Consider the following 26,879-nt stretch of genomic DNA (forward strand, 5'->3'; position numbering starts at 1 on the left):
CCCATCATTCAACAGGGGACTGTTCCATGATATAACCGTATTTCACATCGAATCCATACTTCTTGTTGAAAGAATTGACCAATTCGTTGTAATCCAATCCAGTGTCCATTCCGAATGCCTCAGCTATGCACACATAACCGATGTAGTCACGTGGTCCAGAGAGCACATCTGTCTCGATGACGAAGATGTTCTTGTTCTTGACTACATTCAATTCATTGAAATTCAAATCACCGCCGGTCTTGATGAAGGTCTGATAGTCCGCTGCAGCTGTATGTCCGGATACGGCCCTGATGAAGACGTAATCGAGTTTACCTGATTTATCATAGTCAAATACAGTCTCCTTAGCCGGTTTGGATGTCTTTGTCGATGATGTGACCTTCATATCCTTGAGGGCATTGTGTCCGTGAATGGATTCAGCTATCTTTCCAAGCTCGGAATTCTCGTTATAGTAGGTTCCATTCGTTGAACTCATGCTTGTGAAGAAGAAAAGGAATGACGGATCCCCAGATGCTTTGGAGGCTTTGTCCATGACAGCATCCACTGTCTTCTTGTACGTATCCTTGTATTCTCCGAAGATCTTCTGAGCATCATCGGATGATATAATCTTCAACAACTGCTCAACATCCCTCAACATGGTATCGCCATAGAAATTGAGGCGCAATACCGTGATGCCATAATTGTCCTTGAGAGCCTGTTCCGTTGCTGCCGACATCGATCTAGCTTCTGCTTGAGAGATGACGAACTTAGATCCTGTCTCCGCGATCTTCTCTCCGACAGGATTCTTGTGCTCCCCTATGTTCGTCACATTCTTGTATGTATCAAGACTGCTGATCGTCGCCTTATCGGCACCAACGATCATATCCTTGATGGAGAGCATCTGGAAGAACTCGGCTGCATTCGTATTCACAGTACAGAACGAGGTCACAGGAGCAGTGACCTCAACATCGTTCCCTAGGCTATCTTTTATGACGACCTTGTGAGTGTCGTCACCACCATTGTCACCGATGAGAACGATCGCTCCCGCGACGATTATCAAAGCCACCGCTACGATAGCGATAGATGCAATTTTTCTATCCATGGAAACCTATTCTCCTTATCAAATCAGGATACTTAAGTATTACCAAAACGTAATACGTAATACCATAAGCCTATGGGATTCACTCTGACTAACCCATATCATTCAAAGAACGAATTATAAGTCCATCACTGAGAGTCTTCTAACCTCTTGGTAAGGCTACCCAATGATTCATCAGGCAACAGCATCGTAGTGACCTGTATGAACGGATGTTTGGAACCCTCTATTATGTTCACATCATCTAATGTGTGCAGACCCCATTTCTCCGCCGTCCTCTCCAATCCAAGTGTGACATCAAGATCATTAGGTTCCAAAACTATGGCTTTGAAACTCTCGAGACCTAACTGATACGCAGCCATAGCCCTGTGATGTCCATCCACGATGAGATATCCTCCGCGCCTCTTGATGCATATCAAAGGCTCATAGAGGCCTCTCTTGATCTCATACTGTCTTCCGATGAGTTCGTCCATGTAGACATCCTTCTGAGATGGACGTACCTCTTTCATGGGCACATCCATGTTCACGATCTTGATCCTAAGGCCGTTCTGCGATTCCAAGAACGATTTTACACTGATCACTTTGGATGGTCTGCTCTTCTCTATCTGCGACCTCACTATATCGATATTAGAGATTATACCGATGAGTTTCTTGTTCTCATCCACAACAGGCAGATTCCTCAATCCGTATCTGAACAATACGCGTGTCGCATCACTGAGTTTCATCGAGGCTATGACACAAACGGTACCGCGTTTCATGACCTCCCTCATCGTGGCATTGGGGCGGTTGGCGAATCTGAGCAGTTCCTTCGCCGTGACGAATCCGAGAAGATATCCGCGTTCCGTTATAGGGAACCCGTGGAAATTAGAATTGCACATCTTGTCGATGACCTCCTTAACGGTCATCTCCGGACTCACCGTCTCAACATCCCTGACCATGTAGTCAGCGACTATGTCATCTGCCATGGTTGCTTGATTTCATGCGTAGTATAATACATCTGGCTTTGTGGCAAATATTGTAAACGATGTTAACTCACGATAGGATTAAATATGGAATGTATATACTCATCTTCACCATACACGCCCCGGTAGTGTAGTGGCCTATCATGGAGCCCTGTCGAGGCTCCGACACGGATTCGAATTCCGTCCGGGGCGCTCATCTTCTGTTAAAATTTACGAAATAGCGACGCGTCTGCGTCGAATTTATCATTATCAATACAATTCACACCAAGATGATCGTAGAATATCGCGCCTCGTCACGGAATCAACGAGGGCCGTATGAATCGTGGAGTATTACCGTATTCCTTCCGATCTTCTCATCGTATCTCAACTCAGCATCGACGTTGAACACGATGCGCATATTATCAGGCGTCAGAACCTCCTCTGGAGTTCCCAACGCATGGATCTTGTGATCATGGATCATCAATATCCTATCACAATACCTCGCCACCATAGGGAGATCGTGAGATACGATGATAACGGTCAGACCATTCTCCTTTGCCAATCTGTATACGAGATTCAAGGCATCGAATTGCATACTGATATCAAGATGCAGAGTGGGCTCGTCCATCAGGATTATCTGCGGCGTCTGTGCTATCGCCCTTGCGATTATCACGCGCTGACGTTCGCCTCCGCTCATGGTGTTGATATGACGATCTGCCAACCTCTCGAGTCCGGTCTGTCTGATAGCATCATCGACTATCCTCTTATCCTCCTCGGATTCGCCGGACATCATACCTTGGAACGGCATCCTGCCCATGGATACGACATCCCTGACGGTGAATGAGAAATGGATCTCGTTGGTCTGCGGAACAACGGCGATCTTCTTCGCCACATCCTTCTTCTTGATATCCTCTAGAACATCCCCATCCAACAATACGCAACCGCCACATGGACTGAGGTTCTTGTTGAGATTCTTCAGAAGTGTGGTCTTACCACATCCATTCGGACCGAGTATCCCCAGGATCTCACCTTTACCTACAGTGAATGATATCCCGTCGAGAACGATGCTCTTCGAATAGCAGTACGATACATCACTGACCTCTAATGTCAATTCCAACCCACCTCCTTCTTCCTACGGATAAGGAGATAGATGAACACGGGTGCACCGATCAATGCCGTGACAACGCCTATCGGTAACGTACCATACTGTGGTGCTATGATCCTGCTAAGATAATCGCAGATCAGAATGAACGATGAACCTGCGATAAGACATATCGGCATTATCGTCCTATTGTCCGGTCCGAGCACTATCCTCAATATGTGCGGTATGACCAATCCGATGAATCCGATGACACCAGTGAATGATACCGCGGATGCCACTATCACTGTCGTAAGTATGAGCACTGAGAGTCTGCAGTTCTTCACGTTGACCCCCAGATCCATCGCGTGTACATCCCCCAACATCAATGCGTTCAGAGATTTGGCTTGCATCATAAGCAGTATAGAGCATAACAAGATGACTGGTGCAGAGAACGCGATCTCATTCCAATCCGCACCGCCAAGGTTACCCATGGACCAGAACACTATCCCTTCCAGCTTATCTCCCGATATGAACGTGAGGAATGACACCAATGCTGACAACAATGAGGATATCGCCACACCCGACAGGATCAGTGTCTCTGTCCTCACCACGCCTCCGACACGTGCCATCGAATAGACGATTATCATCGTAGCGAAACACGTGACGAATGCTAGGACAGGAGTCACGATCATCATCGGTATGAATGGTATCGTGAACAACATCGAGATGGCTGCACCCAATGATGCTCCTGATGACAGGCCTAGGATGTAAGGGGATGCCAAAGGATTCCTGAATACCGCCTGCATAGCAGCACCGGATATCGCTAATCCTGCGCCGACAACAATACCGATCGCGACACGCGGGAGATTCATATCAATAATGATGATATTGGATCCCCACGTGCCTCCGCCGATGAGCGTGTCCCATACCTCTTTGAATGTATAGGATTTATTGGCCGAGACCCAAGATAGATCTAGGAAAGCACAGATGATCGCAGCTACGATCAGTATCACGATCATTATTGCTATCTTCTTTCCCTTGGACACGTTATCCCTGATCTCGGCCTTGTAGTTCAATGTTTCAATTGCGTCTCATCAGATACACTGCGGCACAGAGGATGAGTACGCATGCGCCGACTGCAGCAGAGACGTAGATGATGATGTTATCATCACTGGAATCCGCTGACTTCGATGTATCCCACTCGGGGAAGATATCCGAATACATCGCACCAGCTATCGTCTTGACGCCTTCCATACTCTCGATCGAATAGTTGTTCCAAAGCGGGTTCAGGCCAACTACCTTAACATCGTTACCTACAGCCTGTCTGAGATCAGAGAGATATTTCTCATTCTTCATGATGGTGTTATCTGCGAATATGACGACATCCTTCCCGTGCGTCTCGATTATCTCTGTGAGATTCCTCTCATATGTCGTGCCCTTCTTGGACGTATCGATGGTGATCGCATTACCTTCAGCTGCTTCGATCATGGATGTTGCGATCGATCCCTTGTTACCTACCTTGAACACATTTCCGCTGTATGTGACATAGAATGCTTTGGTCTTCTTAGCATCGATTATCCCATTCTCTGAAAGTTTGGATGATACCTTCTCCTTCACAGCCTTCATATCATCGACATCCGACGATACCTTTCCAGTTACGATCATGGAGATGTCTTTGACCAATGCGATGATGTCATCGTACTCATACACATCATTCCATACAAGTACCCTGAAACTTTCATTTTTAAGGAAATCGATGAGTCCGCCTTTCACCAAGTATGTATCCGATCCGGTGAGAAGTACGACATCCTTTGCCCTGTCAAATCTCTTCTCCTTATCGGCTGCATCGATGATCTCAGCCTTCAGAGATTCTCTGCCTGAATCGAAGATAGTACCTCCTGCTGTCGCTTTGCCCTCACTGACCCTTGCTCTGAATGCATCGAACAATGATGATTCGTCAGTGTTGGAGTACTTGTCCGCAACAACGATCTTATCGACTGCACCAAGCTGTATAACAGTGGCTGTAATGCCCTTTCCAACAGTGACGATGTGATCGACAGGACCATCGAAGCTTACTTCGTTCCCTTTCTGATCCGTGATCGTGAATCCGGCACCGTCGGCACCGTCGGTATCGACGGGTATAACGACCAATGCCGAAATAATGAATAGGCCTGCGATGAACAACGCCATGCATGCCTTCGTGGTATTATCTGAAGCCATGGAGGCATAACAGAGATGGTAATTAATAAGTTTTCCAGATACGTATTACTTAAATTCCTCCAAAATGATGCCAGTTTATATAAATCGGTTTGAATTAATGCTACATCATGCGTTCGATGCTTCGCAGTAAGATCCACAGGGCGACCGTTACGGAAAGGAGATTGGATTACGAAGGGAGCATAACGATAGATGTCGATTTGTTGGAGAGATCCGGGATTTGGGTCGGCGAGAAGGTATTGATCGCCAATGTCAACAATGGAAAACGTCTCGAGACCTATACGCTCCCTGGTGAAAGGGGATCAGGCATCATCGCATTGAACGGTGCGGCCGCACACCTCTGTAATCTTGGGGATAAGATAATCATCATGGGCTTTGAACTCACAGATGAACCGATACATGCGAAAGTTGTATTGGTGGATGATGAGAACAAAGTGAAAAGGGAGCTCACCTACTGATGTCCTTGAAGATCTATTCCGATGGGGGATCCCGCGGAAATCCTGGTAAATCGGCTTTCGCCGTGGTCGTCACGAGAAATGGCGAGATCCTTGAGGAATACACCGAATTCCTTGGTGTACATACCAATAATTATGCAGAATACAGAGGATTGATCTGCGCCATAACCAAAGCTCTCGCACTAAAGGATGATGATGTCGAGTTCGTCATGGATTCCGAACTCGTGATCAAACAGATGAGAGGCGAATATAAAGTGAAATCACCTGATATGAAGGAATTGAACGATGATGCCAAAACACTCTCATCGCTGATACCGAATGTGAGATTCACGCACGTAAGACGTGAGAACCCGATGATCTCCAGAGCTGATTTCCTTCTGAATCAGACCATGGATAGGAATTGAATGGGCCTTATGGCCCGATTCATTGTCTGCTCTTCAATTCCTCTATGAGATTCTCTATCTTGATGACCTTCTGCTCACCGGATACCATATCCCTTACTGTGACAGAGCATGATTCCAGTTCCTTGGCACCGATTATTATGACGTTCTTCGCGCCTGTTATCGATGCGTACTTCATGGCCTTGGCCATCTTACGACCCATGATGTCTATGTCCGACCTCAGGCCTTCATCACGGAGCATGGTCACTATCTTCGCAGACTCTAATCTAACATCATCCGAAACAGGAACGACATATGCATCGATGCCTTCCTTCTCATAGGTCTGCCCTTCCTTCTCTGCCGCAAGGAGTATCCTATCGAAACCGACAGCGAATCCTGTGGAGAACACCTTCTCCCCGCCGAACAACTCCGATAATGTGTACGATCCTCCGCCGCAGATCTGCTTCTCAGCACCCAATGCGGGAGCCTCGGCCTCGAAGACCATGCCCGTGTAATAATCCAATCCTCTGACGACGCCGAGATCTATCTCGGGATCCTCTACGCCCATCACACGGAGGAGTTCGACCAGTCTCCTGAGGTAATCGCCTGCCTCTCCAGGGACCTTGGAGAGTACTTCGGGACCTCCGACGGTCTCGGTGAGATCGTACAGATCCCTTATCGCATCATCCGTAACGCCCATGGATTTCAGAAGAGGTGTGGCTTCGTCGTAGTTCTTCTTATCCAATTTCTGAAGTACCTCGGCCATCCTTTCCTTCGGTACACCAGAATCTGATACCTTTTGTCTGAGCACGCCTATATGTCCGATCCTAATCTTGTAATCCTTGAGACCGAATGATCTGATCATCGCACCTGCCATCGAGATGACCTCTGCATCGGATTCCACATTCGGATTCCCGATGAGTTCCGCACCGAATTGGAAGAATTCTCTGTAACGTCCGCTCTGCGGCCTCTCATATCTGAAACATTGGCCGAAATAGAACATCTTGATGGGTTTCGGATCATTGCTCATCTCGTTGACGAACATACGGATGGCTGGTGCGGTCATCTCAGGACGAAGCGCTATCTCCCTATCTCCTTTGTCCTTGAATGCGTAGAGTTCGCCCAACACGTTAGGTCCGGATCTCAATATGAACAATTCCGATTCCTCGAATATAGGAGTAGCTATCTCTCTGAAACCGTATGTTTTTGCGACATTCCTCAGAAGTCCTTCGTAATATCTCCTCTTCTCCATATCATCTGGGAGGAAATCCCTGGTTCCGCGCGGGCGTTGGATCATGGACCTTCCTAACATCCTGTCCCTATAATAATGGTGTGATTGATCGCATTGAAAGAAGGATCGTCAGAAGTTCTTCTTGACGATAATACAAACGACGTCCTCGTCCATCACGACATGGTCGAGACCTACGGTCTGTCCAGGGAACTTTGCACTCTTTCCCCACACCATGGCATATCTGAAATTGGAACGGAACTGCCTGTGGATCAATTCGCATACATCGCCGACCGTGTTACCGCGTTTGACGATCAACGGGACATCCATATCCGCTTCCTGTCCCTGCGGCTTGAGGTAGATACGGATCATATCTATGGTGTCATAGAGGCCTTGTTTCAATTCCTCCATCCCGAGGCCTGTGGCTGCAGATACAGGGAAGCATCTGTAGATGTTATTGAGTTCCAACGCCTTGTCCAACTCATCGTGCTGAACGATATCGACCTTGTTGATGGCCATGATGGCTTTGATGTATACGCGATTTCCCGCAAGGATGTCGAGCATCTGCTCCACATTTATATCCTCGCGAACGACGACCGTCGCATTCACATGTCCGTATGCAGCAGTCATATCCTTGATCGTCTCTTTGGTTATCTTGGTGAGTTTCACCGTCGGTTTTACGATGATACCTCCCTGATCGCCACCGGTTATCGTGACATCAGGCTTCTTCTGATTGAGACGTATAGCGGCATCGTACAACTCTTTGTAAAGGACAGAGATGTCTGGATTGAACACATCTACCACCAGGAGGATAACATCTGCGGACCTAGCTGCGGCGATGACCTCTCTTCCTCTTCCCTTACCCCTTGACGCATCCTTGATGAGTCCGGGCATATCCAGGATCTGGATCTTGGCATGGTTGTATAACATGACACCTGGTACTACGTCCAATGTGGTGAAATGGTATGCTCCGACCTCTGATTTCGCACCTGTCAATTGATTCAAAAGTGTGGACTTACCGACACTCGGGAAACCGACCAAGGCGACGGTTGCATTACCTGCCTTCTTGACGTAGAAACCCTTGGTGTTCCCTTTGGATGATTTTCTCTTCTCATCCTCTTGCTGGAGGCGGGCGATCTTCGCTTTGAGCTTACCGATATGCCCTTCTGTGGCCTTGTTGTATTTCGTCTTGGAGATCTCATCTTCGAGCTCTCTTATCTGATCCTCAATTGCCAACGACTCCCTCCTTGACATATGCATATATGCGCACTATTTAAGGGCAATGCAGATAATGGCCTCGAATTAGTCTTCGGAACGACGATCGAAGGTGAGGATCATTGCCCGCTCTTTCCATCCATAATCTGAAATCGATCACATCAGAACCGATTCATTGGAATCCATGGGTCGCAACGAAGCCATATGAAGTATAGGATTGCTTCCATTTGCCAGACTACTTAAATATTGACATGTAATGCATCAGACAATGGACGATAAAGAACCGCTGACCGGTTTCAAGAAATTCGCGAAGACCCCGTATGGATTCGCTGTAGGGATATTGATCGCATCGATCTGTACGATCATATTGTATTACCTCAATGTCGAACAGACCCTGTACGGCATGGGTTTCGTTCTCATTGCTGGATTGATATACATCATAATGAAGAGATTCGGTTGCGACAACAACAAGAAACTACTCATTGTCGCTCTGAGCGTGTTCGTCATCGTCACTGCGACAGGTATGTTCGCGTTCTCCATACCGAACGTCCATGCCAATGATGATTGGGAATCCTTCGATAGCAAAGGAGTGGATATCCAAGAGATGGAAGTCGTTGGAAAGGATCTCAACATCAAGATACAATATAACGGCGACATAGATGTCGAGAAGATCACAGCCATCGCTTCACCCATGGCCTTGGCATGCTATAACTTCTACAACTATGAGAAGAGGGATGACGTTACGATGACCGCCGATGGCAACACATACACCGTGACGATACCCAACGTATCATCGGATAATGTGTTGGTATACCACTTCTCCATCTATGAGAAGAACGCCGAGGACCCTAAGAAAGCCAAAGAGATAACAAAGGATGGATTCTATCTCAACGGATCCGATTCAGCCATCACGAAGAGTGCCTTCATGGGCAACGCATACTTCGTTTCACTGTCCGTACTGCTCTTTGCGATCCTTGCATTCTTCATGCTCCGTGCAGCCAAGAACCTTGAAGCCACGAGAGAGAGGATGGAAGCCGAAGGCCGTCTCTATCCCAAAGGATACGGACGCTGTAAACAGTGCGGCACCGTCGTCCTCCCAGGCGAGACCATATGCAGAAAATGCGGCACATACATCGATGTGCCTGACGAACTCAGACACAAGAAGAATGATTACTTCCAGTGTTCTGAGTGCGGTGCAGAGGTCCCCGCCGATTCCTCAGTATGCCCCAAATGTGGTGCTAGCTTCGATGAGGATGATGAGACCATCATCGTAGAGAAGAAGAAAGAGGAGTGAACCCCACTCCTCCTTCAAACCTCTTCCAAAAAACCATTCTGCATTCTTAACATCCCATATAAAAAGAACATTATATTGGGAACAATATCGCTCTTGATGGATGTGCCCTGACGAAGAAATCAAGAAGGGGCCTGCGGCTGGTTCTAGAATCACGCCAACGGCTGAAAAGATGGCTAAGAAACAACAGGAGATCTCGGTTACAGAGTTCTTCGAGAAGAATAAACATATCCTCGGCTTCGACTCCCGTTCGAAATCATTGTTGATGGGTATCAAAGAGGCTGTGGATAACTCATTGGATGCGTGTGAGGAAGCAGGGATTTTGCCCGACATCTTCGTCAAGATGACACGTCATCCCGATGATGATTACACCGTCCTCGTTGAGGATAATGGTCCTGGTATCGTACACAAGATGATGGGTAATGTCTTCGGTCGCCTATTGTACGGTTCGAGATTCCATGCACTCAGACAATCGAGAGGACAGCAGGGAATAGGTATCTCTGCGACTGTCATGTATGGATACATAACCACTGGTAAGCCTGCCCATATCCAATCCAAGATCGAGGGAGAGGATGAGGTCGCATGGGGAATGGACATCGTCATCGACACTAAAGTCAACAGACCGGTGATCACCAATGACAAACCGTTCACGTGGGAAGGCAAAGAACACGGAACAAGTATCGAGTACACGATCAAGGGAAGATACATCACAGGTAAACAGTCCATCTTCGAGTATCTCAAGGACACTGCGATCGTCAACCCCCATTCAAAGATCACATTCATAGACCCTGAAGGGAAGACATTCATCTTCGAGAGAGCGACAGAGGTCCTTCCGGAGAAGTCCAAGGAGATCAAACCGCACCCGACAGGATTGGAGATCGGTAGTCTTCTCAAATTGGCTCAGATCTCTGAACAGAAGAACGTCAAATCATTCCTCACGAATGATTTCTCGAGGGTCACCCCCAGGATAGCGGATGAGATCCTCAAGAAGGCAGCGATAAACCCTGATCTGAAGCCATCCGCTCTGAAGCATGATGACTGCAAGAAGATCATCAAAGCCATCGAAACTGTCAAGATAATGGCACCGCCAACGGATTGTCTCTCACCGATAGGAGACACACTCATCAAGAAAGGATTGATGCATGTACTCGAGGGACTTCGTCCAGATTATTATGCACCACCTATCACAAGGGCACCTAAATCCGTCAACGGGAACCCGTTCATCGTCGAGGCAGGTATCGTCTACGGAGGAGAGATCCCATCCGACGGTCCTGTCAGCATCCTTAGGTTCGCGAACCGCGTACCATTGCTCTTCCAACCAGGTGCTTGCGCCATAACAAAAGCAGTATCCAACATAGATTGGAGAAGATATGGACTTGAACAGAGAGGAGGAAAAGGTGTCCCCTTCGGACCCGCCATCATATTGGTGCACATCGCTTCCACCAAAGTACCTTTCACATCCGAAGGTAAGGAAGCCGTCGCCGACCTTCCCGAGATACAGAGCGAGATAGAATTAGCGCTCAAACTCTGTGCGAGGAGCCTTAAGAGTCACCTCAACAAAGAGGAAAGAAGGAAGAAGACGCATGCGAAATTCGAGATCGTTCAGGAGATCCTTCCGGAATTCGCTGAGAAATCGGCATCGTTCCTGAAGAGACCTGTACCGAACCTCGATATGACAATCTCCAAGATCATGAACGTCGTTTGGATAGAACCGACCGAGGTCAAGGACAAGAAGAAGAAACTCCGCACGATCACATACACGATATACAACTACACTCAAGCAGAGAGGAAAATGAGTCTCCATGCACAGCTTCCCAAGGATGCTGTCAACCTCACCCTCTTCAGCGGAGAGTACTTCACAGAGATGAATGACGAGGGCAAGGTCACTTGGACCGTGCCGAACATTCCGCCTGCGAAACATGTCGAGATCACATTCGAACTCTCGGGAGATATGGGCGATGTGTTCTCATCAAGTGATGTCTATATCTCAGGCATCAACCCTGTGATGGTCATGGGTGCGGAGATGCTCCCAGGAGATTGGGGAATCAAAGGAATGGAGATTACAGAATTGGATTCGGATTATGTAGCGGACGATACAGACGCAGAAGAAGTAGAGGAGGTCGAGGATCTTGGAGATGAATGAGAGACAACAGGCAGCAGTGAACAATCTCACTGAAATCATAGATTCACTGTACAATCAGTTGGATCAGGGCGAGATCCCCACCATGGCGCTTCCGCTCAGATCCAAGAAGAACATAGAGTTCGACCCAAGATACGACGTATGGAAATACGGTAGCCTCAAGACCAACCGTACCGCAAAGACCGTACAGGGTGCAACGATGATGCTCAGGACCGTCTATACGGTGGACTTCATCGAAGATATGATCAGGAACAACAAATCATCCACCTTAAGGGAAATGTACTACATATCCGAAGGATGGGGACATGCCAAATTCCACACGCAGGATGAGAGTAACCTCTTGGCCGAGGATCTCGAAACAGTATCGAGCTGTATGAGGGAGGACTTCAAGCTCAGACCAGAGGAAGGAAGCTCACACGTCTATGGTAACATAGATTTCAAGACGATGACCAGGAAAGGTATGCGCAAATTCAACTGCATGGACGATGTCGCAGAGACCGGATTCGGAATCCCGTATTCTGTGGAGAAGGAGACATTCGAGATAGTCGATCCGAGCGTCGATTTCGTCATGGCCATCGAGACAGGAGGAATGTTCGCCAGGTTGATCGAGAACAACTTCCCTGAGAAGTACAACTGTGCATTGATCCACCTGAGCGGTCAGCCCACTAGGTCGACAAGACGTCTGATCAAGAGATTGAATGAAGAGTATCGCATACCTGTCACGGTCTTCACCGACGGTGATCCATGGTCATTCCGTATTTTCGCATCCGTCGCATACGGTGCGATCAAGACGGCACACATCTCAGATTATCTTGCTACGCCTACTGCGCAGTTCATCGGCATAACGGCATCAGATATCCTCAACTACGACCTTCCGACGGACAAACTGTCGGACAAGGATATCGGCGCATTGAATGCTGAATTATCCGACCCGAGATTCAAAGATGAATTCTGGGTCAACGAGATACAGGCCATGCTCGATATGAAGAAGAAAGCTGAGCAGCAGGCTCTGGCGAAATACGGTCTCAACTATGTTACGGACAAGTATCTCCCAGAGAAGCTCACAGATATGGGCGTACTTCGTTGAATGTGATGTGTCGGAGGTATCTCCGGCACATCCAACCCTTAAATTGATGTGATATGACACATCACTGATTCTAAAATGAACGATACATCCTATTGATCAGAGAGTCCTACGGCTCCCACATCATAAGTGTAGATCACAGACGTAGTAGATCCTTGTCAAAAGATTTCTGAATAAAGGGGCATATGCCCCTTCTTAATTCATTTCGATGCTTTATCGAGTCTTCTGATAACGAACTCAGGATCCATGGACTCAAGGAACGGACCGAGCCTCGGACCTTTGGACATGTTAATCAGGATCTTGTACATCGCTTTGAATGCAGCCTTGTTACCGATGGGTGCCGCAGCCTCCACGATGGCAGCATTGATAGCCTCAGCATTCCAATCGATGGATCTCATCTTATCAGACAATGCTTTGAAGAATGCCTTCTCCTCATCACTGACGTCGACCTTGGGCATCTCCTTGCACAATGAGAACTTGACCATATCCGGTGCGAAACCGTCCAACCAGTATCTCACACACTCTGTCCTGCGCTTGAGCCTTACGAGATCCACATCATTGGCTTCGGAAAGATCCTCCTTGCGTTTGAGGATGTCCAACACTCCATTAAAATCATCCGCCATCTGAACGATGTTGACCAAATGCCTGCATGATATCTGCAACGGCATCGTCTTTGGAACCTTGTTGTGCTGAGCGATCTCGTATGCACGTACGGAATTCTCCTCGACCTCGGTCGCTCCCCCGTTGTAGAAGAGTCCTTCCATCCTGTCGTACTCATCCTCCATGTCAAGGATGCCCATACCATAATCGAAATCGATAGCTTTACTCGGATTGACACGAAGGAACAGATAATTCAAAACCTCCGGAGGAGTCATTCCGATCGCATCCAATCCTGTAACGGCTGAACCTGTGGACTTGTGCATCTGCACAATCTGTCCGTTGGACTTCAACTGAACGAACTCATATGGGATTGGATAGGGTGCCTCTCCGCCGAATATCTCCTTGACGATCACTTTACCAGTGTCATATGATCCTCCGGCCGCTGCGTGGTCCTTTCCGAACGGTTCCACTGCAGTACCAAACAACTTCCACTTCGCAGGCCACTCGAGCCTCCATGGGAGTTTACCTTCCATCTTACGGACATCCGCTTTGCCGTGATGACCGCATTTACATTGATACTCCACATACGGGAACTCATATGTCTCCAGGATCGGATCGGTGAAACGACCGCATTCCTCACAAAGAGGATTGTATGGCGTGAACTTCTTATCCCTTCCAGATACCTCTCTGAGAATGGATTCGACCTTGTCAACGTTCTTGATTGATTGATCGATCATCTCTGCGAACTTTCCATCCCTGTACAGTTCGTGTGTCCATATGATCTCACAATTGACACCTAATGAATCCACCACATCAAGGAATGGTTGTATGAAGTGGTGAGCATAGTTGTCGTGCTTACCGCAAGGACAAGGAATGCTACAGATCGGCATCCCTACATACTTCTCGAATTCCTCTGGAAGGAAATCATATCTTTTTCTGAGCGGATCGAATGAATCTATGAGATAGATGAGCTTCACATCCGAGCCCATACCTTTGAGGGCGCTACGGACGGACTCTCCTGTGATAGCTTCCCTCAGACTCCCGACGTGAAGTATACCCGTAGGACTGATACCTGTGGCGATGATCGGATGATCATTCTTCTCTGCCACCTCTTTAGCGATTACATCTGCCCAGTGCATGATTACCGATTGGCGATTAGCAACCTACTATAAAAGAGGGTGTAGATTGGACGTTGATTATTCATTATGCAAGATGATATCATCATTGCTATAATGATGTAATTTGTCATGATTTCCATCGTTATACGAAATTTTAATAATGATACCACAGCCTGATTCTTATCGAGGATATCGATATGAGCGATGACGAATATAAGAAAAAGGTCCTGGAGATGTTGAAAGAGATCAAGGATGAGATCTTCAAACTCAACTATGATACGAACCTAATCTGGAGGAAGGATTGAACATCCACCAAATACAGAGGCATCTGTGCGAACGATGCCTCTCAAACGATTTTATCATATGGATATCGTCATTCCAACAATACACACGGAATCCATAATCTTAATATACGGACTTCCGATACTCTTCGACATGGCCAAGAAAAACGACGGTGGATTCCAGTCACAGGCAGGACTTGTCAGGTACTTCGATACCGAGAATGACAAAGCCCTCAAACTCAGCCCCAAGCTGGTCATCGGTCTCGCAGTAGGATTCGCCGTACTCATAATCCTTCTCGACGTATTCATGCCGATGAACTGAAACCATTTCAGTTACATCATTTTTCATCAACTAGCGAATGCTTTGTGATTCTTTCTATTCTATAATCCTGTATTTACAATGGAATTGAGAGAATAATCCCGATCACTGAAATGATTGGATATGAGAAAGTGAGTATCGGATGGGCCTCAGAGTATCTCTAAGGCCCATCACACTCCAACCGTCAGAGACGATCCTCAGGTTGGATTATGAACTCATCCTTGTACTTCTTACCAAATGCGATCGATAACAACGGAGGTGCTATTATCGTCGTAGCCACGGACATCAATACAACGATCGTGTACAACGGCAGGAACTCATTACCGAATATCCCCAATCCGATCGATGCAACGATGATACCGACCTCCCCCCTAGGGATCATACCGATACCGATGATATTGAACGAATTCCTATCGGTCGTCTTGTCACCGAGTTTCGCACCAAGTCCGCATCCGAAGTATTTACCGATGATAGCGAGGATAAGGACTGCTACGAATGATATTATGACCTCAGTGGTCACAGCACTTATGTCGACCATCAATCCGACATAGACGAAGAAGAACGACACAAGGAATGTCGTGATACCTTCGATCTTCTCCTCCAATTTCCACTCGAATGCATAGTCTGCGAATATCATACCTGCAAGGAAAGAACCTATGATGGCTGCAAGCCCTATGAACTCAGCAAGCCATGCGAATCCGAAACATGCTGCGATGGCTACTGCCAACATATTCAGTTTGACAGGAACGTAGTTATTATCCTCCTTCCATTTCCTCTCATTCCTTGCCTGTATCGCAGCATGGATCTTCGGAACACCTTTTCCTGCGAATACCATAACAGCGATCACGAAGATGAATGCCTCAGCGGTTATCAAGAGGATATGTCCGACATCAATGTCACCTGATGATCCTGCCATACCAGACACAATCGCAAGAACGATCATACCGAGGACATCGTCTATCACAGCTGCGCCGATGATAATCCTTGATTCCTTGGCATCGATCAGATGTTTATCCTTGATCACACGTGCAGTTATACCAACACTCGTAGCGACCATCGCCGCACCAAGGAACAATGCGTATTGCGTGTGACCCTGCATGTAGACCATGTCCACATAGATGAATCCGAGGATGAACGGGATTATCACTCCTAACAATGCTACCAGGAATGCCGTCTTACCTACTGACATGAGATCCTTGACGCGGGTCTCAAGACCGACAGAGAATAGGAGGAACATCACACCGAGTTCCGCAAGGACATGAAGGATCTCGAAATTATCGCCGTTAGAACGGACACCATCATGAATCTCATACAGTCCCAAGAATTGGGCGATCGAACTATCGCCTATACTTATGGCCAGAATGATACCGACCAGAATCTCCCCTACGAGGCCCGGTATACCGAACTTGCTGAAAAGAAGAGACGCTAACTTCGCTGCTACGAAGATAACGAAAAGCATCAACAGGATACTCACTAGTTCCATGTTTCGCCGTATATTCTTTCCCTATAAAATAAAGAGGGAAAGCGATTTTGCAGTGATTCGAATTTCAAAGATGACCAACGATATCATAAGAATTCTATTCGAATATCGTAGAAAATCAATATCAATAAAATGAAATGGATGGGTAAAAGGTTTAGTTGATTGATCGTTAATTTATCATTGTCCAGGTCCGTTGATGAACTTGTTTACCTTGTTCTTCTTCCCCAGCTGGAAACTGAATCCTGTCTTTCCGGGCATCGATGTCGATGCGAATGCGAATCTGAAGACGGCTGTTGTCGTCACCGGATTAACGAACGGTTGAGCCTCTATGACTGGTTCGGAAACATCTGCCACCGCAGGCTCTACCATAGGTTCTTCGATCTCCGATACTGCGCATTCAGGAATGATCTTCGCAGGAACATTCACTATTGTGGATTCTGCGATCGGTTCCTCGATGTTTGTTATCACATATTCGGGGACGAACTTGACAGGCACATCCACAACTGTGGATTCGACCTTAGGCTCCTCGATCTCTGATATCACGTACTCTGGAATGAACTTGACAGGTACTTCGACTATTGTGGATTCCAATACAGGCTCGTCGATACTTGAGATGACGTATTCAGGGACGAACTTCTCTTCGTAGACTTCGGGAACGAGCTTTGGCATCACATCGTTGACGATGCATTCCGCTACGATGTCCTCATACGTATCATCGAAATCCACGCCATCATCGATCTCCACTGTCTCCTGCTCGAAGTCATGGTGGAATGAAGGCATACTCTCTGCCATCGATGATGTTGCTACTTCCTGGAATGTGCTTGGTATCGAGACGATGCTGAATTCCTCATCGAACGTTGTCTCTCCAGAAGGTGCGCCGTAATTGGAGAACGCTTCCTCTTTGACGCATGTGAGGTCCGACACCTGTTCCTCTACGATCTCGACCTCACCCATGTGATCCATCTCATCTGCAACGATCGGTTCTGATTCTTCGACGAATGATGCTTCCTCGATCTCACCTACATCTGTGACCATGACCAAAAGACAGTCGTTTGCAACGACAGGGACCTGTTCGATCAATGGAACTTCCTCGACGGCAGGTTCTACATGTGCTATCGGCTCAGAACACTCATTCTCGAATACATCATTCGATGATTCCACTGCAATCTCTTCAGGTACGGTCTCAGGGACGACTGATTCCTGAATCTCTACCTCTTCCACGATAGGTGCTATTGGTTCGACGACCTCATAAACGGGTGCATCGACCGGACATTCTGCTACGACATCTTCAGGTACGACCTCTGCGACTGGAACCTCAGGAGTGACTGATGCCTGGACCTCTACTTCTTCCATCGCAGGTTCGATCGATTCGATCTCCTCGCATACATATCCGCCACCCTGGAATTCTGTCGCGACATCTTTAGGTACGACCTCTGCGACTGGAACCTCAGCCATCTGGAGAGGCGCCTTTTCCACAGCAGGTGCGATCGATTCGATCTCCTTGTGTACAGGTGAATCAAGACATTCCGCTACAACGTTCTCAGGAACGACTTCTGAGATTGCCATGACAGGAGCCTCAGGGACGATTGTCTCCTGCACTTCTATCTCTTCCACAACAGGTGCGATAGGTTCGACACTCTCGTATGAAGACACATCGATCGGACACTCTGCCACTATGTTCTCGGGAACGACTGATGCCTGGATCTCCGCCTCTTCTACGACGGGCGTGATCGATTCGATCTCCTCGTGAATAGGCATATCGACCGGACACTCTACCGCGATGTTCTCTGGAATGTCCTTCAGAACATCCATGACCACAGGCGTCTGTTCTACGACAGGCACCCCATTCGCAACAGGCTCGACACTAACGACTGGTTCGATCTCCTCATACACGAATACATTGTTCGGACATTCTGCCACTATGTTCTCAGGTATTGCCTCTGGAATCTGTGTTACTGGAACCTCTGCGACAACTGTGGTCTGAAGAGGTACGTTGACAGGTGTGACCTCAGCAACCTCCGCCTCAACAGTATGCCTCTTGATCTCCATACAGAATTCTGGGCCGTCGGCTAAATGTACGCCGTCACCCTCATGCCTCAATTTCTTTCCTGTAGATTCCTCATATGTGGATAATGCTGAATCTACGAATTTGTTAAACTTCCTAGTAGCATTCCTTAGAATGCCCTTTGCAAAGCTAACGCTACCATCTAGGTTTCTAGAACCCATTCTAATCCCATCCGTCGAAGTTATCGGTGTGACTGTAAATAAATACTTCGTTAAATCTATCAAAAATAATTCCGTAGATTCTCAATGATCCATTCGAGCCAGAGAGCAATAACCTAGGATCGAGAATGATTCAACCTCTGACGAATTTCACATAATCCGCCTTGCCGACGGAGTATATCTCTTTCAGTATGTTCCTCATCGTCGATGAATCCGTGGATATTATCATAACCTCAAGACACTTCATGTTCAACAGGTGCGAATGCAACTGTGTCTTGATCTGTCCCTCGTATCTGTGATATATCTTCGACATCCACATGTCATCATGGTTTCCATGTACGATCACTAGAACGCCTTCGACATGTCCATCGATATCGGATATCTCCTTCATCTCGGTCTCAGCGGACTTGATCGAATGCCTGATAGCCTCGCTTCTGCCGTTCAGACCGTAGTAGTTCTGTATGCTATCCAATTCCTCCAAATATTCGTCAGAGAGTGAGACACTTACTATCGCCATGATATCACGTTATTAAGAAAGGACACTCAGAGAGTATCATTGTTAATAACAATGAACCAATATTTTAATAATCCTTCCAATTAAGATGCGTTATGGAAATCCTAGTGACATTTCTTGTGTACACGATCGTCCTGTTAGCCGTTGCGATGGCGGGTGCATATACGCCGTTCATCAGAAAACTGACGGACAAACAGATACATCTTCTCGTAGCATTGAGTGCCGGCATATTCCTTGGCATACTATTCTTCTTGCTGATGCCTGAGGCGATAGAGGAATGTGCCGAAGGAGGACAATCCGCAGAGATCATGATGATCTCCACGATGTTCGGTTTCTTGGTCATACTAGGCGTGGATGTTCTGATCAAACATATCCACTCCAATGAATGCTCGGAGGAATGTCACGAGGACGAGCATGCACACAGCATAGCATCATTATCAGCATTCATCGGATTGTCGGTCCATGCATTCGTTGACGGTCTTGTATTGACGACATCGTTGATCGCTGACCCTAATATCGCAATAATAGCGCTTGGCGGGATGTGCATACACAAATTCGTGGTGCTGTTCTCTTTGTCATCCACATTCTTGCTGACGGACCTGAAGAGATCGATGATCATGAAATATCTCTTCGCATTCTCATGCATAACGCCGATCGCCACCGTGATCTCATTCCTTGTCTTGAACGGGATGTCGGTCGATGGTATGGTCGGGATACCTCTCGCGTTCTCGGCAGGTACGTTCATGTATGTCGCATTATGCGATATGATCCCCGAAGCATTCCACAGGAAGAATCAGGATGTCAGAGCATTCCTGATGCTCATAATCGGGATAGCTATCGCCGCAGGTGTGTTCCTTCTCATCGGCCATGGGCATTGAATCATGGCGGCACAAATGTGCCGCCTTCGTTCACCCATCACATATTCGCCTTATGATGGGTGGCCAGTTGATGTTTCGATGGGTAATGTTCTTTTAATTGATCCCCGTAACCCGAGTTGAATGACTGAGAGCATCTGGTTCTGGGTGGGATTTCTAGCGCTTGTCGCCGTGCTTATGGCATTCGACCTCGGTCTGTTCAACAGAGGGTCGAAACACATTGACGCGAAGAAAGCAATCAGGATGACCATCGTATGGATCTCGATTGCTGTGTTGTTCGGCATATTCGTTCTCTTCACATTAGGTACGGATAAGGCTATAGAATTCTACACAGGATATATCGTCGAGGAATCGATGAGCATCGATAACCTCTTCGTGTTCATACTCATATTCTCATTCTTCAAGATACCAGATGACTATCAGCACAAAGCTCTCTATTACGGCATATTCGGTGCATTGATCTTCCGTGCGATATTCATATTCGCAGGTGCCGAATTGATGGAGAGATTCGACATCGTGATCTACATCTTCGGAATCATCCTGCTCATAGCAGCATTGAAGACGATCTTCAAGAAGAGCGGAGAGGAAGAAGAGAACAAGATGGCGATATGGTTATCAAAAGTCTTCAAGACATCCCCTGAACTCGACGGCGATAAATTCTTCACAAGAGTAGATGGAAAACTCATAATGACCCCTCTCTTGTTGTGCGTCATCGTCATCGAACTCTCCGACGTCATCTTCGCATTGGACTCGATCCCTGCGGTATTGGCGATCTCGACGGATACTTTCATCGTGTACACCTCCAACATCTTTGCGATAATGGGCCTCAGGTCATTGTACTTCACAATAAAGGAATCCATGAAATCCTTGAGATTCCTCAACTATGGTCTGGGCATAATCCTTGCATTCGTAGCATTCAAACTGCTCACAGAGAAATTCATAGAGATCCCTGTGCTCGCATCGTTGTTGGTCATAATCACAGTGCTTGCGATCACAGTGATACTTTCTTTGAAATTCAAAGAACCTGCAACGCAAGCTAGCGATGTGAAGGAATGAGAGCATAATCCATCGGATTATGATGATCTATACTGCATATAACTGCGAGTATGCAGTGTGATTACGGCCCGTAGAATCGCAATATTGATATATTGTCCTATTAACATTCACCTTCATGAAATCCTACCCGATTACACAAGCTGAAATCGTAGAACTCAAACAGACCATGGGATTCCGTATCAACAGTAAGGTCTGGGCAGACTACGCTGAGCAGCACTCAGATGGGTGTACAAGCGTTGAACTCATCGAGTTCGTAAAGAAATGGATGAACCCGCCCTATGAGAAACCTGCGGATCAACTTGACACATACCTCGAGAACATACTCAAGGAGTTCATCAACTTCATCCGTCCTGACACAGCAGTCAAGATCGAATGAGAAACAATCTGCCGAGGCGTTGGCCTCGGCCATATAATTATCATCAATGTTCGGATGACGCTATGTTATATCCGATAGATATTCATCAAACGATTTACAGAATAGTCTGATAAAGCAAAATAAAAGTCAAAGGTATGCGAGCCTGTTCATCGGCCCGTACCTTTGGATCGTTCACAATCTAACCAGAACTCAGTTCTTAGACCAAACGTTTCCGGAGTGGCTACGTGTCTCTACTATACGAACGAGTCCTCTGAGACGGAGGCCTTTTAGGATACCGCTGACTTCCCTTGCGTTAAGACCAAGGGAATCGCATATATCTCTCGCCGTACATTTTCCGTTGTCGTCTATGACACTCAGGACCTGTTTCATCTTTTCAGATCTTGCCGCTGCCATCTTAACCCCTTGATACTTCCTATCCTCTGCTCAGTATTTTAACATTACCGTACCTATCAAATCGATAGGATTTATAACTCAACGGAGCCCGTTACTGCGGACCAAAGAGTCCCTCAGATCCCACAATCTTTGAGACAGATCCACATAGTACTGGTGGGGGTTCGTGAAACGTTTGACCTCATCCCAGAGAGTATCCATCTGTTCTCTGTGATATGCCCTTATCTCCTCGAGCGACGGAAGATCGTATACAAGCTTACCATCCTTGATCACTTGTACGAGAAGTTCCTTGGCGACATAGTCCGTCACGGTCTTCCTCTTCCATGTCGCATCGGGATCGAACAGCACAAGTGGTTCGGATTCATCGATGATCTCATCGTGAAGACATACTTGATCGGCCAATGCCTTCCCATGTTTGTCATAGATCCTGTAGACCTTCTTGAAACCGGGCGTGGTTAGTTTGCCCATATTCTCTGAGATCTTGATCCTAGGTATTATGTCGCCGTTCTCATCCTCCATGGCGACCAATTTATACACACCATTGAAGACAGGGTCACTGTGCGACGTTATGAGATTGTCCCCTACGCCGAATCCGTCTATCATCGCACCCTGTTTTATCAGATCGCGTATCAACCACTCATCCAAAGCATTCGAAACGATGATCTTACAATCCCTGAGGCCAGCCTCATCCAGCATCTTCCTCGCCTCCTTTGTGAGGAACGAGAAATCACCAGAATCCAAACGGATGGCGCATTTCCTCAGACCGAGTTCCTTGAAGACCTTGATAGCATTCGGAATACCACTCTTCAAGGTGTTGTATGTATCGACGAGGACTGTAGCATTATCAGGGTACAATTTACAGAATGCCATGAACGCATCGTATTCCGTTGGGAACATCTGCACCCATGAGTGGGCCATTGTTCCGCTTGCAGGGACTCCGTACCACTTGTCGCTGACAGTACATGCCGTACCGCCACAGCCTGCGATGTATGCTGCCCTCGCACCGAGTATTGCCGCATCCGTACCCTGTGCACGTCTCGAACCGAATTCTAACACAGTCCTTCCCTCGGCAGCACGTACGATACGGCTTGATTTCGTAGCTATCAGAGTTTGATGGTTTATCGTTAGAAGCGCAAATGTCTCCAGGATCTGTGCCTCTATCGCATTCGCCCTTATGGTGACCACTGGTTCGCCAGGGAACACAGGCGTACCCTCAGGAACTGCATAGATATCTCCTGTGAAATGGAAATCCTTCAGATATTCCAAGAACCTCTCTCCGAATATCCCCTTTGAACGCATGAACTCGATATCGCTCTCATCGAACCTTAGCTCGGTTATGTAGCTGATCAATTGTTCAAGACCCGCTGCGATAGCGAATCCACCGTTGTCAGGTACGCGTCTGAAGAATATATCGAAATAGACGATACGATCTGAGAGACCGTTCTCCATGTACCCATTACCCATCGTGTATTCGTAGTAATCGCATAAGAGGGGGATGTTCCTTGGATTCATCATCGTGTTAATCCATGACTTACTATTTAAGAAGGGCCGTAGAGCCAAATCCGATTCCCATAGATGGAAATATATGAATCTGACACACAGAACGAACGTCCAGTGTGATTATTTGATATTAGATTGGTGCTCCTGACGGAATTCGAATCCGTGTCGGAGCCTCGAGAGGGCTCCATGATTGGCCGCTACACCACAGGAGCGAATAATAGCAAATCGCAGATTACAATCCCATAAATAAACCTTTTTCTCAGTTCATATCATGGAGATATCGCAGGTTCCCTCTTATGAGCTGTTTTTCTCACTTTTTCTCTTATTTCAGATACCTTTTCCAAGGAAACACCTGTAATTTCGGATATCTTAGCATCACCCATCGAATCCAGACGGGACAGCACATTGTCGAGATCTTTGTACAAGATCCCCATCTCATCCTCATCGGTCTGCCCATCCCAGAGTCCTGCGGAAGGAGCTTTTGTTATGAAATCCTCAGGTATCCCGATGATCCTAGCAAGCTCCCTGACCTGTGTCTTGTAAAGATTCACAATCGGTACTACGTCGCATGCACCATCACCGAACTTGGTGAAGTATCCCATCATCATCTCGCTCCTATTCGATGTCCCGAGAACAAGATGGTTCGTCCTCTTGGCGATGTCGAAAAGGATTATCATCCTGCATCTTGCGGATATGTTCCCTTTCTCCAAACGATCGCCGTCATCCAAACCCAAAGCAGATGAGAATGCATCGACCATCGGCGATATGCCGATGACCCTATAATCGGTACCGAGGGATGAACTGAATTCCGATGTGCACCTATGGTCATCCTTGGGGGTGGTAGATGAAGGCATGAACACATTGATCACATTCTCTGCACCCAACGCATCCACGGCCAATTTCGTCACTACAGCAGAATCTATGCCTCCGCTGAGTCCGATGACGACGCCGTTGCACCCTGATCCTCTGACCGTATCTCTGATGAACTCTACGAGTCCATCAGCATACCCTCCGTCGATACTCGGGATTCCATCCATCACATCTCTGTATGATGACATCGATAAAAATACCTGTGATGATACAGGATGATATGAAAGCGGCATTATGTCAACTGAAACCGTACATCGACGATATCGAAAAGAATACGGATATCGTAGTGGATACAATCGTCAATACGGATGCCGACCTCATCATATTCCCTGAAATGTTCCTGACAGACTATTCGTTCGACGGCCCATATGATGTGGACCTCATGGGAATATGTCTCGAAAGGATACTTCGTGCTACAAGGATGACAAAAAAAGCCGCTATCGTAGGCGGGCCGCACATGTCAAATGGGAAACTCTTCAACTCCGCATACATCATTTCAGAACGGATCGACAGATATGACAAGATCGATCTCCCCGGGTTCGGTGTGTTCTCTGAGAAGGATAGGTTCTCTGAGGGCGATAGACTCGTCATGAGAAACATCTGCGGATTCAACATCGGGGTGGTCATCTGCTACGATGTATTCTTCCCTGAATTGGTGAAAGCGTACGCGATGAACGGTGCGGATGCCGTCATATGTATCTCTGCATCTCCTACGACCTCTAAGGTAGCGTTCGACAGAGTACTCCCCGCAAGATCCGTAGAATCCACCGTCTACATGCTGTTCGTGAACAATGTTGGTGATCGCGAAGGGATGACATTCTTCGGCGGAAGCAGATGCATATCTCCATCAGGGGATACATCGGTAGAAGTTGGTGATGAAGAGACGATCATGACTGTGGAACTTGACCATGAGTCCGTCCGTATCGCAAGAGATAACAGACCAACGCTGAAAGATACCAAAGAGCGTACGATCCGCATCGAGATCGCGTGAATTAATGAGTGGAATGGCCTTTATCGAAACTCATCCTTTTGACTGAATGAAAGGGACTTGAAAGCAAATCCTTTTAATATAGTATCCAATTGTCCGCTCTACAGCCGAGATGGCCCAGCCCGGTAAGGCGCGAGCCTGGAAAGTTCGTGGTGATTCACCTCGGGAGTTCAAATCTCCCTCTCGGCGCCATTATTATCTCATCAAGTTAAAACAGCAATCATCACAGCAGACCGGCCATGTATATCGGGATGTATGTCACATTCCCGTCCACGCGAAAGTCTTTGGGATGGATCACATAGGATGACCTTACAATCTTAGGGAAATCCTCTATTAGATGGTCCAAGGATGCGTGTTTGGTTGTACTTAAAAAAACCCAGCCATATTGATTAAATACTATTAGGGAGATTGATAATTATCCCGATAAGACCCGTAGGATAGGTCACCGCATGATGGCCATCAGTGCCTACGGGCAAAGGATATCTTCCCATTCAGGATTTTTAGCGTGTCATCTAGTGCCTCATATTGGGCTTTGACCGCACCAGCCACAAAATCAACAAGTTGAATGCATTTATTCTGCTCCGACTGGACCTTATCTACTCTCTTAGGATTGACGCCCTGATTCTTGGATTCCTCTTCAACCATCTGTCTCAGACGACTAATGGTTATGAAATTATTACTGTCCAAAAACAGATTGAAATCTTTACATGGAAGGACACTAATTGCATCGGAGATTACCTGTCTGAGTACTCTTTCGTAGAGCTCATTTCCATAGATAGGCTTGTGATTATCAGGATGATTCTTGTTCACAGTATAATAGACGATCTTGAATGGAAGATCAGACATCTCGCTAATGATATCACGTCTAGTCTGGGGATTAGAATTGTTCCATTTAATCTCATAATCTCTTTTCGGGATGGCATCAGCGGCCTTCTTCAGATTGCGCGGACGAAGCATCACAATCGCTGCAATAGTGAAATACTTGGTGCCCGCAGAACCGAGATCCCCCGATTCGTCTACCGCAATCAACCCCGTCATAGATAACCCTGCGGGCTAATACAATAGGCCAGATATAGTTGTTATCGAAAAATCGATGCGACTCCACACAAATGCAGGTTAATAGTCAGCCTGTGCTTTTTCTTCTTCATCCTTCGGCCATCTTTTCACACATTAGGCATTAGGATA

25 protein-coding genes and 3 tRNA genes are annotated in these 26,879 nt (G+C 47.0%); 12 read left to right on the plus strand and 16 right to left on the minus strand.

Annotation, left to right across the window (positions count from 1 at the left end; all coding sequences use genetic code 11):
* Window positions 1-4 precede the first annotated feature (4 nt).
* The gene (locus ACI2NF_RS00520) at window positions 5-1,078 is read right to left on the minus strand and encodes a hypothetical protein (protein ID WP_400210933.1); all 1,074 of its coding nucleotides are present in this window, start codon (window positions 1,076-1,078) and stop codon (window positions 5-7) included.
* Between the two features lie 125 nt (window positions 1,079-1,203).
* Entirely contained in the window at window positions 1,204-2,037 is an 834-nt protein-coding gene (locus ACI2NF_RS00525) for a CBS domain-containing protein (protein WP_400147900.1), read from the minus strand.
* A 116-nt stretch (window positions 2,038-2,153) separates the two neighbouring features.
* Between ACI2NF_RS00525 and ACI2NF_RS00530 the strand changes: the two genes are divergently transcribed.
* A tRNA-Asp gene (locus ACI2NF_RS00530) sits at window positions 2,154-2,226 on the plus strand.
* Window positions 2,227-2,335: 109 nt separating this feature from the next.
* On the opposite strand, the gene ACI2NF_RS00535 is transcribed toward ACI2NF_RS00530, so the two are convergent.
* Genes ACI2NF_RS00535 through ACI2NF_RS00545 form a run of 3 tightly spaced genes read right to left on the minus strand, consistent with a single transcriptional unit; the run spans window position 2,336 to window position 5,314 of the window.
* Window positions 2,336-3,130, minus strand: coding sequence for an ABC transporter ATP-binding protein (locus ACI2NF_RS00535; RefSeq protein ID WP_400210395.1), 795 nt, complete (start codon window positions 3,128-3,130; stop codon window positions 2,336-2,338).
* Window positions 3,121-4,170 carry a FecCD family ABC transporter permease gene (locus ACI2NF_RS00540; protein WP_400147904.1) on the minus strand — a complete coding sequence of 350 codons (1,050 nt, stop codon included), beginning with the start codon at window positions 4,168-4,170 and terminating at the stop codon, window positions 3,121-3,123. The genes ACI2NF_RS00535 and ACI2NF_RS00540 overlap by 10 nt, the downstream gene beginning before the upstream one ends.
* 4 nt (window positions 4,171-4,174) lie before the next feature.
* The gene (locus ACI2NF_RS00545) at window positions 4,175-5,314 is read right to left on the minus strand and encodes a hypothetical protein (RefSeq protein ID WP_400210934.1); all 1,140 of its coding nucleotides are present in this window, start codon (window positions 5,312-5,314) and stop codon (window positions 4,175-4,177) included.
* 107 nt (window positions 5,315-5,421) lie between these two features.
* Between ACI2NF_RS00545 and panD the strand changes: the two genes are divergently transcribed.
* Entirely contained in the window at window positions 5,422-5,769 is a 348-nt protein-coding gene (gene panD, locus ACI2NF_RS00550) for an aspartate 1-decarboxylase (protein ID WP_400210935.1), read from the plus strand.
* A complete protein-coding gene (locus tag ACI2NF_RS00555; protein ID WP_400149083.1) occupies window positions 5,769-6,170 on the plus strand; it encodes a ribonuclease HI family protein in 402 nt (133 codons plus the stop codon). The genes panD and ACI2NF_RS00555 overlap by 1 nt, the downstream gene beginning before the upstream one ends.
* A gap of 19 nt (window positions 6,171-6,189) precedes the next feature.
* On the opposite strand, the gene hisS is transcribed toward ACI2NF_RS00555, so the two are convergent.
* On the minus strand, window positions 6,190-7,443 hold the full coding sequence (gene hisS / locus ACI2NF_RS00560; RefSeq protein WP_400147912.1) for a histidine--tRNA ligase: 1,254 nt from the start codon (window positions 7,441-7,443) through the stop codon (window positions 6,190-6,192).
* 63 nt (window positions 7,444-7,506) lie between these two features.
* Complete coding sequence (locus ACI2NF_RS00565) at window positions 7,507-8,628, minus strand: OBG GTPase family GTP-binding protein (RefSeq protein ID WP_400210936.1); 1,122 nt, start codon at window positions 8,626-8,628, stop codon at window positions 7,507-7,509.
* 229 nt (window positions 8,629-8,857) lie between these two features.
* On the opposite strand from ACI2NF_RS00565, the gene ACI2NF_RS00570 reads away from it, so the two are divergent.
* The 3 genes from ACI2NF_RS00570 to ACI2NF_RS00580 all read left to right on the plus strand — a co-directional run bounded on the left by ACI2NF_RS00570 (window position 8,858) and on the right by ACI2NF_RS00580 (window position 13,107).
* The gene (locus ACI2NF_RS00570) at window positions 8,858-9,883 is read left to right on the plus strand and encodes a zinc ribbon domain-containing protein (RefSeq protein WP_400210937.1); all 1,026 of its coding nucleotides are present in this window, start codon (window positions 8,858-8,860) and stop codon (window positions 9,881-9,883) included.
* 100 nt (window positions 9,884-9,983) lie between these two features.
* Window positions 9,984-12,023 (plus strand): DNA topoisomerase VI subunit B, encoded by a 2,040-nt coding sequence (locus ACI2NF_RS00575; RefSeq protein WP_400147918.1) that lies wholly within the window; start codon window positions 9,984-9,986, stop codon window positions 12,021-12,023.
* Window positions 12,016-13,107, plus strand: coding sequence for a DNA topoisomerase IV subunit A (locus ACI2NF_RS00580; RefSeq protein ID WP_177971806.1), 1,092 nt, complete (start codon window positions 12,016-12,018; stop codon window positions 13,105-13,107). Before ACI2NF_RS00575 ends, ACI2NF_RS00580 begins: the two co-directional genes overlap by 8 nt.
* 197 nt (window positions 13,108-13,304) lie before the next feature.
* Here ACI2NF_RS00580 and lysS read toward each other — a convergent pair whose 3' ends face one another.
* Window positions 13,305-14,843 (minus strand): lysine--tRNA ligase, encoded by a 1,539-nt coding sequence (gene lysS / locus ACI2NF_RS00585; protein WP_400197033.1) that lies wholly within the window; start codon window positions 14,841-14,843, stop codon window positions 13,305-13,307.
* Window positions 14,844-15,257: 414 nt separating this feature from the next.
* On the opposite strand from lysS, the gene ACI2NF_RS00590 reads away from it, so the two are divergent.
* Window positions 15,258-15,425, plus strand: coding sequence for a preprotein translocase subunit Sec61beta (locus ACI2NF_RS00590; RefSeq protein WP_177971808.1), 168 nt, complete (start codon window positions 15,258-15,260; stop codon window positions 15,423-15,425).
* Window positions 15,426-15,606: 181 nt separating this feature from the next.
* Here the strand turns inward: ACI2NF_RS00590 and ACI2NF_RS00595 are convergent, their stop codons facing one another.
* The 3 genes from ACI2NF_RS00595 to ACI2NF_RS00605 form a co-directional block, all read right to left on the minus strand.
* Window positions 15,607-16,905, minus strand: coding sequence for a cation:proton antiporter (locus ACI2NF_RS00595; protein ID WP_177971809.1), 1,299 nt, complete (start codon window positions 16,903-16,905; stop codon window positions 15,607-15,609).
* A gap of 174 nt (window positions 16,906-17,079) precedes the next feature.
* A complete protein-coding gene (locus tag ACI2NF_RS00600) occupies window positions 17,080-19,128 on the minus strand; it encodes a hypothetical protein (protein WP_400210938.1) in 2,049 nt (682 codons plus the stop codon).
* Window positions 19,129-19,258: 130 nt separating this feature from the next.
* Complete coding sequence (locus ACI2NF_RS00605) at window positions 19,259-19,642, minus strand: CopG family ribbon-helix-helix protein (RefSeq protein WP_400147925.1); 384 nt, start codon at window positions 19,640-19,642, stop codon at window positions 19,259-19,261.
* A 92-nt stretch (window positions 19,643-19,734) separates the two neighbouring features.
* On the opposite strand from ACI2NF_RS00605, the gene ACI2NF_RS00610 reads away from it, so the two are divergent.
* The 3 genes from ACI2NF_RS00610 to ACI2NF_RS00620 all read left to right on the plus strand — a co-directional run bounded on the left by ACI2NF_RS00610 (window position 19,735) and on the right by ACI2NF_RS00620 (window position 21,946).
* On the plus strand, window positions 19,735-20,517 hold the full coding sequence (locus ACI2NF_RS00610; RefSeq protein WP_400210939.1) for a ZIP family metal transporter: 783 nt from the start codon (window positions 19,735-19,737) through the stop codon (window positions 20,515-20,517).
* A gap of 120 nt (window positions 20,518-20,637) precedes the next feature.
* On the plus strand, window positions 20,638-21,570 hold the full coding sequence (locus tag ACI2NF_RS00615; RefSeq protein ID WP_177971813.1) for a TerC/Alx family metal homeostasis membrane protein: 933 nt from the start codon (window positions 20,638-20,640) through the stop codon (window positions 21,568-21,570).
* Between the two features lie 115 nt (window positions 21,571-21,685).
* Window positions 21,686-21,946: a hypothetical protein gene (locus ACI2NF_RS00620; protein WP_400147931.1), complete on the plus strand. Its 261-nt coding sequence runs from the start codon at window positions 21,686-21,688 to the stop codon at window positions 21,944-21,946.
* A 189-nt stretch (window positions 21,947-22,135) separates the two neighbouring features.
* Here ACI2NF_RS00620 and ACI2NF_RS00625 read toward each other — a convergent pair whose 3' ends face one another.
* From ACI2NF_RS00625 to ACI2NF_RS00640, 4 genes are all read right to left on the minus strand, one after another.
* Window positions 22,136-22,339, minus strand: a complete 204-nt coding sequence (locus tag ACI2NF_RS00625; RefSeq protein ID WP_177971815.1) for a MarR family transcriptional regulator — start codon at window positions 22,337-22,339, stop codon at window positions 22,136-22,138.
* 78 nt (window positions 22,340-22,417) lie between these two features.
* Window positions 22,418-23,848, minus strand: coding sequence for a nicotinate phosphoribosyltransferase (locus ACI2NF_RS00630; protein ID WP_177971816.1), 1,431 nt, complete (start codon window positions 23,846-23,848; stop codon window positions 22,418-22,420).
* Between the two features lie 124 nt (window positions 23,849-23,972).
* A tRNA-Glu gene (locus ACI2NF_RS00635) sits at window positions 23,973-24,048 on the minus strand.
* 57 nt (window positions 24,049-24,105) lie between these two features.
* Complete coding sequence (locus ACI2NF_RS00640) at window positions 24,106-24,894, minus strand: NAD+ synthase (protein WP_400150108.1); 789 nt, start codon at window positions 24,892-24,894, stop codon at window positions 24,106-24,108.
* Between ACI2NF_RS00640 and ACI2NF_RS00645 the strand changes: the two genes are divergently transcribed.
* Entirely contained in the window at window positions 24,888-25,697 is an 810-nt protein-coding gene (locus ACI2NF_RS00645; protein ID WP_400210940.1) for a carbon-nitrogen hydrolase family protein, read from the plus strand. The genes ACI2NF_RS00640 and ACI2NF_RS00645 overlap by 7 nt on opposite strands.
* 103 nt (window positions 25,698-25,800) lie before the next feature.
* Window positions 25,801-25,886 (plus strand) — tRNA-Ser (locus ACI2NF_RS00650).
* A gap of 267 nt (window positions 25,887-26,153) precedes the next feature.
* Here ACI2NF_RS00650 and ACI2NF_RS00655 read toward each other — a convergent pair.
* Complete coding sequence (locus ACI2NF_RS00655; protein WP_400210941.1) at window positions 26,154-26,732, minus strand: DUF3800 domain-containing protein; 579 nt, start codon at window positions 26,730-26,732, stop codon at window positions 26,154-26,156.
* Between the last annotated feature and the right edge of the window lie 147 nt (window positions 26,733-26,879).

The sequence above is a fragment of the Candidatus Methanarcanum hacksteinii genome, assembly GCF_964305265.1.
Taxonomy (GTDB): domain Archaea; phylum Thermoplasmatota; class Thermoplasmata; order Methanomassiliicoccales; family Methanomethylophilaceae; genus Methanarcanum; species Methanarcanum hacksteinii.

What these genes read in the sequence shown, in the direction of transcription:
- ACI2NF_RS00520 (WP_400210933.1), bottom strand. Translation starts at nt 1,078, where the DNA reads ATGGATAGAAAAATTGCATCTATCGCTATCGTAGCGGTGGCTTTGATA.
- ACI2NF_RS00525 (WP_400147900.1), bottom strand. Translation starts at nt 2,037, where the DNA reads ATGGCAGATGACATAGTCGCTGACTACATGGTCAGGGATGTTGAGACG.
- ACI2NF_RS00545 (WP_400210934.1), bottom strand. Translation starts at nt 5,314, where the DNA reads ATGGCTTCAGATAATACCACGAAGGCATGCATGGCGTTGTTCATCGCA.
- panD (WP_400210935.1), top strand. Translation starts at nt 5,422, where the DNA reads ATGCGTTCGATGCTTCGCAGTAAGATCCACAGGGCGACCGTTACGGAA.
- ACI2NF_RS00555 (WP_400149083.1), top strand. Translation starts at nt 5,769, where the DNA reads ATGTCCTTGAAGATCTATTCCGATGGGGGATCCCGCGGAAATCCTGGT.
- hisS (WP_400147912.1), bottom strand. Translation starts at nt 7,443, where the DNA reads ATGATCCAACGCCCGCGCGGAACCAGGGATTTCCTCCCAGATGATATG.
- ACI2NF_RS00565 (WP_400210936.1), bottom strand. Translation starts at nt 8,628, where the DNA reads ATGTCAAGGAGGGAGTCGTTGGCAATTGAGGATCAGATAAGAGAGCTC.
- ACI2NF_RS00570 (WP_400210937.1), top strand. Translation starts at nt 8,858, where the DNA reads ATGGACGATAAAGAACCGCTGACCGGTTTCAAGAAATTCGCGAAGACC.
- ACI2NF_RS00575 (WP_400147918.1), top strand. Translation starts at nt 9,984, where the DNA reads ATGTGCCCTGACGAAGAAATCAAGAAGGGGCCTGCGGCTGGTTCTAGA.
- ACI2NF_RS00580 (WP_177971806.1), top strand. Translation starts at nt 12,016, where the DNA reads ATGAATGAGAGACAACAGGCAGCAGTGAACAATCTCACTGAAATCATA.
- lysS (WP_400197033.1), bottom strand. Translation starts at nt 14,843, where the DNA reads ATGCACTGGGCAGATGTAATCGCTAAAGAGGTGGCAGAGAAGAATGAT.
- ACI2NF_RS00590 (WP_177971808.1), top strand. Translation starts at nt 15,258, where the DNA reads ATGGCCAAGAAAAACGACGGTGGATTCCAGTCACAGGCAGGACTTGTC.
- ACI2NF_RS00595 (WP_177971809.1), bottom strand. Translation starts at nt 16,905, where the DNA reads ATGGAACTAGTGAGTATCCTGTTGATGCTTTTCGTTATCTTCGTAGCA.
- ACI2NF_RS00600 (WP_400210938.1), bottom strand. Translation starts at nt 19,128, where the DNA reads ATGGGTTCTAGAAACCTAGATGGTAGCGTTAGCTTTGCAAAGGGCATT.
- ACI2NF_RS00605 (WP_400147925.1), bottom strand. Translation starts at nt 19,642, where the DNA reads ATGGCGATAGTAAGTGTCTCACTCTCTGACGAATATTTGGAGGAATTG.
- ACI2NF_RS00610 (WP_400210939.1), top strand. Translation starts at nt 19,735, where the DNA reads ATGGAAATCCTAGTGACATTTCTTGTGTACACGATCGTCCTGTTAGCC.
- ACI2NF_RS00615 (WP_177971813.1), top strand. Translation starts at nt 20,638, where the DNA reads ATGACTGAGAGCATCTGGTTCTGGGTGGGATTTCTAGCGCTTGTCGCC.
- ACI2NF_RS00620 (WP_400147931.1), top strand. Translation starts at nt 21,686, where the DNA reads ATGAAATCCTACCCGATTACACAAGCTGAAATCGTAGAACTCAAACAG.
- ACI2NF_RS00625 (WP_177971815.1), bottom strand. Translation starts at nt 22,339, where the DNA reads ATGGCAGCGGCAAGATCTGAAAAGATGAAACAGGTCCTGAGTGTCATA.
- ACI2NF_RS00630 (WP_177971816.1), bottom strand. Translation starts at nt 23,848, where the DNA reads ATGAATCCAAGGAACATCCCCCTCTTATGCGATTACTACGAATACACG.
- ACI2NF_RS00645 (WP_400210940.1), top strand. Translation starts at nt 24,888, where the DNA reads ATGACATCGATAAAAATACCTGTGATGATACAGGATGATATGAAAGCG.
- ACI2NF_RS00640 (WP_400150108.1), bottom strand. Translation starts at nt 24,894, where the DNA reads ATGTCATCATACAGAGATGTGATGGATGGAATCCCGAGTATCGACGGA.
- ACI2NF_RS00655 (WP_400210941.1), bottom strand. Translation starts at nt 26,732, where the DNA reads ATGACGGGGTTGATTGCGGTAGACGAATCGGGGGATCTCGGTTCTGCG.